This window comes from Dietzia sp. E1 (assembly GCF_014145015.1).
Taxonomy (GTDB): domain Bacteria; phylum Actinomycetota; class Actinomycetes; order Mycobacteriales; family Mycobacteriaceae; genus Dietzia; species Dietzia cinnamea_A.
This window is the reverse complement of sequence record NZ_JAALDU010000517.1, coordinates 1-6,039: the sequence shown is the minus strand read 5'-3', so window position 1 is coordinate 6,039 and position 6,039 is coordinate 1. Positions and strand designations below refer to the sequence as shown.

Sequence of the window (6,039 nt, the reverse complement as noted above, 5' to 3'; positions counted from 1 at the left end):
CGGCTGGGTCGCGCGCATGACCGCGTACCAGCCCATGCCGAAACCGGTGTCGTCGGTGTCGGGGAACCGCTCGCGGACCGCCTTGTTCACGGTTCGGCCGAGGAGCACGCCGTCGATCACGACGACCGCGATGAGGACGAGGAACAGCGTCTGACTGAACGCCAGCAGCTCCGGGTTGGGGATGAGTTGGAAGACGATGACGAACAGCGCCAGTGGCATGAACCAGTTGATGAGTCGGCGGTGGGTGTCCACCCAGTCGCGGGCGAAGCGCCGGACCTCGCCGCGGTCGCGGGAGAGGACGTAGCGGTCGTCGCCCTCCATCATGAGCTGGCGGCGTTCCTCGCGGGCGGCGCGCTCCTCGGCCTTCGCGGCGCGGCGCTCCTCCTTGGTCATGGAGGCCTGCGCTGCCTTGCGGCGCTCCTTCGCCTCCTTGCGGGTGAGCGGAGCGGTGACCGGCCCCTGGCGCATCCCGCGGGCGCGCTCCTGGTCGCGGCGGCGGGGCGTGGGCTTGCCCTTGCCCGCGGGACGCCGCGGGTCGACGGCGGGCTCGGGCGTCGACTCCGTCGCCGCCTCGGGGGCGGGGGAGTCCTTGCCGGTCTCGTCGTCTCTGGAGCCGAATGCGCGCAACTTCACGCACTCAAGGCTAGGCGATCCCCGGTTGTGCCGGACATTCACCCGTACGAGGTGGCAGGCGTATCGTGTGGAGGGGAACGGGAGCCGGGGAATAGAGGACTCCCCGGTGGACGTTGGAACCTGCATACGTCCCCGAAGCCCTCTCGGATCGCAAGGAGAACCGACATGACCACTGCGGAGAACACCGCCACCGGCGTACTGCTCACCGAGGCCGCCGCCGCCAAGGCCAAGGCCCTGCTCGATCAGGAGGGTCGTGACGACCTCTCCCTGCGCATCGCCGTCCAGCCCGGTGGCTGCGCGGGCCTGCGCTACCAGCTCTTCTTCGACGACCGTTCGCTCGACGGCGACGTGGTGGACGACTTCGGTGGCGTCAAGCTCGCCGTCGACCGCATGAGCGTCCCGTACCTCGTGGGTGCCTCGATCGACTTCGTCGACACCATCGAGAAGCAGGGCTTCACGATCGACAACCCCCAGGCCACCGGTTCGTGCGCCTGCGGCGACTCGTTCAACTGACCCCTCGGTCGCGCTGACCGCCTGACGACCCGGACCGATCACGCATCGGTCCGGGTCGTCTACTGTCTGGGGCATGCCCGTCGTCATCACAGGTTCCATCGCCACCGACCACCTCATGACCTTCTCGGGTCGCTTCTCCGAGCAGCTCCTGCCGGACCAGCTCGCGCACGTATCGCTGAGCTTCCTGGTGGATTCGCTACAGATCCGGCGCGGCGGCGTCGGTGGCAACATCGCCTTCGCGCTCGGCGTGCTCGGTCGTCAGCCCCATCTGGTGGGCGCGGCGGGCGAGGACTTCGCCGACTACCGCGACTGGCTCGAGCGGCACGGCGTCGACTGCTCGGCGGTCCACATCAGCTCTGCCCTGCACACCGCCCGGTTCGTGTGCACCACCGACTCGGAGATGGCGCAGCTCGCGTCGTTCTACCCCGGCGCGATGGGGGAGGCCGCCACCATCTCGTTGGCCCGCCTGGTGGAGCGGATCGGCCGCCCCGAGATCGTCCTCATCGGCGCCAACGACCCGACCGCGATGAACTCCCACACGGCGGAGTGCCGCGAGCTGGGCCTGGATTTCGCCGCTGATCCCTCCCAGCAGCTCGCGTTCCTCGACGGCGAGGCGGCCGCCGCCCTGGTGGACGGTGCGCGCTACCTGTTCACCAATGAGTACGAGTACGAGCTGCTGCTCAACAAGACCGGCTGGACGGCGGCCGAACTCGACGCCAGGGTCGGCACCCGCGTCACGACCCGCGGCGGCAAGGGCGTGGTGATCGTCGAGCAGGGCTCCGAGCCGATCGAGGTCGGGATCGTCCCGTCGGACAACCTGCTCGATCCGACGGGCGTGGGCGACGCGTTCCGCGCCGGCTTCCTCAGCGGTGTCCTCGACGGACTGTCGCTCGAGCGCTCGGCCCAGTTCGGTGCGCTCATCGCCACGCACGTCCTCGAGACCACCGGCACCCAGGAGTGGACCATCGACCCGGCGGCCGCGCGCCGCCGCCTCGCCGACACCTACGGCGACGAGGCGGCCGAGGAGATCTCCTCGCTCCTCCCGGCCTGACCCGCCGCCCGGTCCGCCGTGCCCGCCCCCGGGTTCAGAGGCGGACCGGGTACTCGCGCCGCTCGATGTCGGGGGTGATGCGCCCCTCCACGAAGATGCCGTGCCAGATCATGAAGCACAGCATGGTCCAGATCCGACGGCTGTGGTCGGAGTCGCCGCGACGGTGTTCGTCGAGCATGCGCATCACGGCGTCCTTGTTCACGTACTCGTCGGTGCCCGACGCCGCCACGTGCTCGCGCGCCCAGTCGTGCAGTTCCGGCCCGGCCAGCCAGTGGCGCGTGGGCACGGGGAAGCCGAGCTTGCGCCGGTGCAGCACATGCGCGGGCACGATCCGTTCGAGCGCCTTGCGCAGGGCGTACTTGGTGGTGCCGTGGGCGATCTTCTCGGTGTACGGCAGCCGGGAGGCGACCTCGTAGACCTCGCGGTCGAGGAACGGCACGCGCAGTTCGAGGGAGTTGGCCATGGTGACTTTGTCCGCCTTGACGAGGATGTCGCCGCGCAGCCACGTGAACAGGTCGAGGTGCTGCATGCGCGCGACGGGGTCCCAGCCGCGGGAGCGCTCGTAGATGGGCGCGGTGACGTCCTGATGGCTCCACTCTGGGCGGTAGTCGCGCAGGACGGAGCGGACCTGCTCCTCGGAGAACGAGCGGGCGTTGCCGTAGTAGCGGTCCTCCAGGGTCATCGACCCGCGGTGCAGGAGGCTCTTGCCCCGGGTGCCCTCGGGGATCAGCTCGCTGGCCCTGCCGAGCGCGCGACGTAGGGCGCCGGGGACCTTCTCGAACGGCGCGAGCGACAGCGGCTCCTTGTAGATGGTGTAGCCGCCGAACAGTTCGTCGGCGCCCTCGCCGGACAGCACGACCTTGACGTGCTTGCGGGCCTCACGGGCGACGAAGTACAGGGGCACCAGGGCGGGGTCGGCGACCGGTTCGTCGAGGTGCCAGATGATCTCGGGGATCGCGGCGGCGAACTCCTCGGGGGAGACGACCTTGACGATGTGCTCGACCCCGATGGCGGCCGCGGACTCGGCGGCGACGTCGATCTCCGAGTACCCCTCGCGCTCGAAGCCGGTGGTGAACGTCAGGAGGTTCTCGTTGTGGCGCCGCGCCAGCGCGGCGATGGCGGTGGAGTCGATACCGCCGGACAGGAACGATCCGACGGTGACGTCGGCGCGCATATGCTTCGCGACGGAGTCCTCGAGGGCCGCGGCGATCTCGTCGTAGCGGCGCTCGGCGTCGCCGTCGGCGACGGGCGCCACGGGGAAGGTGGGTTCGAAGTACCGCTCGATGACCGGCTCGCCGCCGGGAGTGAGGGTGGCGTGGCACCCGGACTCGAGGCGCCGGACGCCGCGGGTGAGGGTCTCGTCCTCCGGGACGTACTGGAGGGTGACGTAGTGCTGGAGGGCGCGGGTGTCGAGGGAGGTGTCGACGACGACGAGGTCGATCAGTTCGGTGATCGACTTCTTCTCGCTCGCGAACACGGTTCCCCCGGGCCCTGTCGCCATGTACAGGGGCTTGATGCCGAAGGGGTCGCGGGCGACGAAGAGCGACCGCTCGACGGTGTCCCAGATGGCGAAGGCGAACATGCCGCGGAGCCGGCGGACCGCCGCGGGGCCCCAGTGGTGGAAGGCGACGATGATCGGTTCGCCGTCGCCCTCCGTCTCGAAGGTGGCGCCGAACTCGCGCCGCAGCTCGTCCCGCAACTCGAGGTAGTTGTAGATCTCGCCGTTGAACACCAGCGCGTAGCGGTCGGGCTGCTCCGGCGGGCCCCAGCGGAGCGGCTGGTGTGAGTGCGAGATGTCGATGATCGACAGGCGGTTGAACCCGAAGGCCATGTCGCCGTCGACCCAGGTGCCGACCTCGTCGGGCCCGCGGTGGCGCTGGCACCCCATGGCGCCGAGCACGCGGGCCTCGTGGGTACGGGCGGAGCCGTCAGGGGTGATCAGACCGAGCAGGCCACACATTCGTCGGGTACCTCGTCCATCGTCGTCGTAGCGTCCGTGATGACCCGCCTGCGCGGGTCCGGACGCGTTCGAATACTACTGGTCCGTGGGTTCCCGCCCGTCCCGGCGGACGGCGTGGGGGCCTCGCGGGTGAATTGCCGGACCCGCGGCTTTCATTCTGAGAGCCGTGGTCTACTCTTCTAAGGTGTCCCGGCCACGTGGCCGGTGCCGCTGATCAGGAAGGCGTGATGGTGGAACAGCGTGACGGGCGTCGTCGGACGCGCAGGGCGACTCTCGCGGTGGCTCTCGGTTCATTGGGCTTGCTGTTGTCCGGTTGTAGCCTCCACACCGACAACAAGTGGTGGAACCAGACGATCAACTTCGGATTCCCGACCGGTGTCACCCCCGAGGGCGTCGCGATCCGCGAGTTCTGGACGGGCACCGTCATCACGTCGCTGATCGTCGGGTTCTTCGTGTGGGGCCTGATCTTCTGGTCGATGGCCGCCTACCGCAAGCGGAAGAACGACAACGGCGAGTTCCCGCGGCAGACGGCGTACAACGTGCCGCTGGAGCTGATCTACACGGCTGTGCCGTTCGTGATCATCTCGGTGCTCTTCTACTTCACCGTGGTCACCCAGAACAAAGTCCTCGACCTCCGTCCGGAGGAGGAGGTCGGCGTCAAGGTCGACGTCACCGCGTACCAGTGGAACTGGAAGTTCGGCTACAACAAGGTCGATGTGGCCGGCGCGAGCATCGAGGATGGCACCAACGTCGAGGCGCAGCGTCAGGCCGAGGAGGCCGGTGTGCTGTCCGACGAGGCCCGCGAGGCGCTCGGGCACGAGGGTGAGCCCGCCGCCGGCGGCCCGATCCACGGCCGTCTCGCCGAGGACAAGTCGTACCTGCACTACAACAACATCGAGACCGTGGGCACCTCCGAGGAGGTCCCGGTCCTGGTGCTGCCGACCGACACCCGCATCGAGTTCCGGCTCGCGTCGGCGGACGTGATCCACTCGTTCTGGATCCCCGAGTTCATCTACAAGCTCGACGTCATGCCGCACCCCGGCAAGAACCAGCAGTTGAGCATGTTCCAGATCGAGGAGATCGAGCGCGAGGGTGCCTTCGTCGGCCGCTGTGCCGAGATGTGCGGCATCTACCACGCGATGATGAACTTCGAGCTGCGTGCGGTCTCCCCGGAGGCGTTCGCCGACTACATCGAATTCCGCCAGGCCAACCCGACCGCGACCAACGCGGAGGCGCTGGAGTCCATCGGGGAGGAGCCGTACTCGATCTCCACTGCACCGTTCAAGACCGGCCGCAGCGATACCCGCGACCAGAACAACACCATCGAGACCGCGTCAGCTAACTGACGGTTCTCCCGGTATCACGCGAAGGATTTCTGAACGATGAGCGCAACAGTACGAATCTTTGACGCACTGTTTATCTTCCTGGCCATCCTGGCCATCGCGTACGCGTACCTCACCGGTACGTCGCGGACGGGCGTCGAGTGGGTCGGTACCACGGCCCTCGTGCTCTCGGCCGGCCTGAGCCTGCTGATCGGTGGTTACCTCCGCTTCGTGGCGCGGCGCATCAGCACCCTGCCCGAGGACTACGAGGAGGCTGAGGTCTCCGACGGTGCCGGTGAGCTGGGCTTCTTCAGCCCGCACAGCTTCTGGCCGTTCCTGCTGGCCTTCTCGGTCTTCGTCATCGGCTACGGTGCGGCGTTCTGGAACTGGTGGGTGCTCATCGGTGGCGCCCTCGGCGTGATCTTCTGCGCCTCCGGTCTGGTGTTCGAGTACCACTGGGGTCGCGAGAAGCACTGACCTTCTGATCGTCTTCCGCCGGGGCCCGGCGTCGCTGTCCGCGACGTCGGGCCCCGGCGCTTTTCGCCGCGCGCCGGCGGCCC

6 protein-coding genes are annotated in these 6,039 nt (G+C 68.5%); 4 read left to right on the top strand and 2 right to left on the bottom strand.

Translation table 11 applies throughout. The annotated features are described in order from the left end of the window. Positions 1-633 (bottom strand): DUF3043 domain-containing protein (locus G6030_RS14910; protein WP_182643658.1); only part of this gene is annotated, 633 nt, incomplete at its 3' end. Between the two features lie 165 nt (positions 634-798). On the opposite strand from G6030_RS14910, the gene G6030_RS14905 reads away from it, so the two are divergent. Continuing rightward, the gene (locus tag G6030_RS14905) at positions 799-1,146 is read left to right on the top strand and encodes an iron-sulfur cluster assembly accessory protein (RefSeq protein WP_182643657.1); all 348 of its coding nucleotides are present in this window, start codon (positions 799-801) and stop codon (positions 1,144-1,146) included. Between the two features lie 73 nt (positions 1,147-1,219). Next, entirely contained in the window at positions 1,220-2,197 is a 978-nt protein-coding gene (locus tag G6030_RS14900; RefSeq protein ID WP_182643656.1) for a carbohydrate kinase family protein, read from the top strand. Positions 2,198-2,231: 34 nt separating this feature from the next. On the opposite strand, the gene asnB is transcribed toward G6030_RS14900, so the two are convergent. Next, positions 2,232-4,157 (bottom strand): asparagine synthase (glutamine-hydrolyzing), encoded by a 1,926-nt coding sequence (gene asnB / locus G6030_RS14895; protein WP_007632900.1) that lies wholly within the window; start codon positions 4,155-4,157, stop codon positions 2,232-2,234. A gap of 227 nt (positions 4,158-4,384) precedes the next feature. Between asnB and G6030_RS14890 the strand changes: the two genes are divergently transcribed. After that, entirely contained in the window at positions 4,385-5,503 is a 1,119-nt protein-coding gene (locus G6030_RS14890) for a cytochrome c oxidase subunit II (RefSeq protein WP_182643655.1), read from the top strand. Positions 5,504-5,539: 36 nt separating this feature from the next. Next, complete coding sequence (locus G6030_RS14885; RefSeq protein WP_007632898.1) at positions 5,540-5,956, top strand: cytochrome c oxidase subunit 4; 417 nt, start codon at positions 5,540-5,542, stop codon at positions 5,954-5,956. The last annotated feature ends 83 nt before the right edge of the window (positions 5,957-6,039 follow it).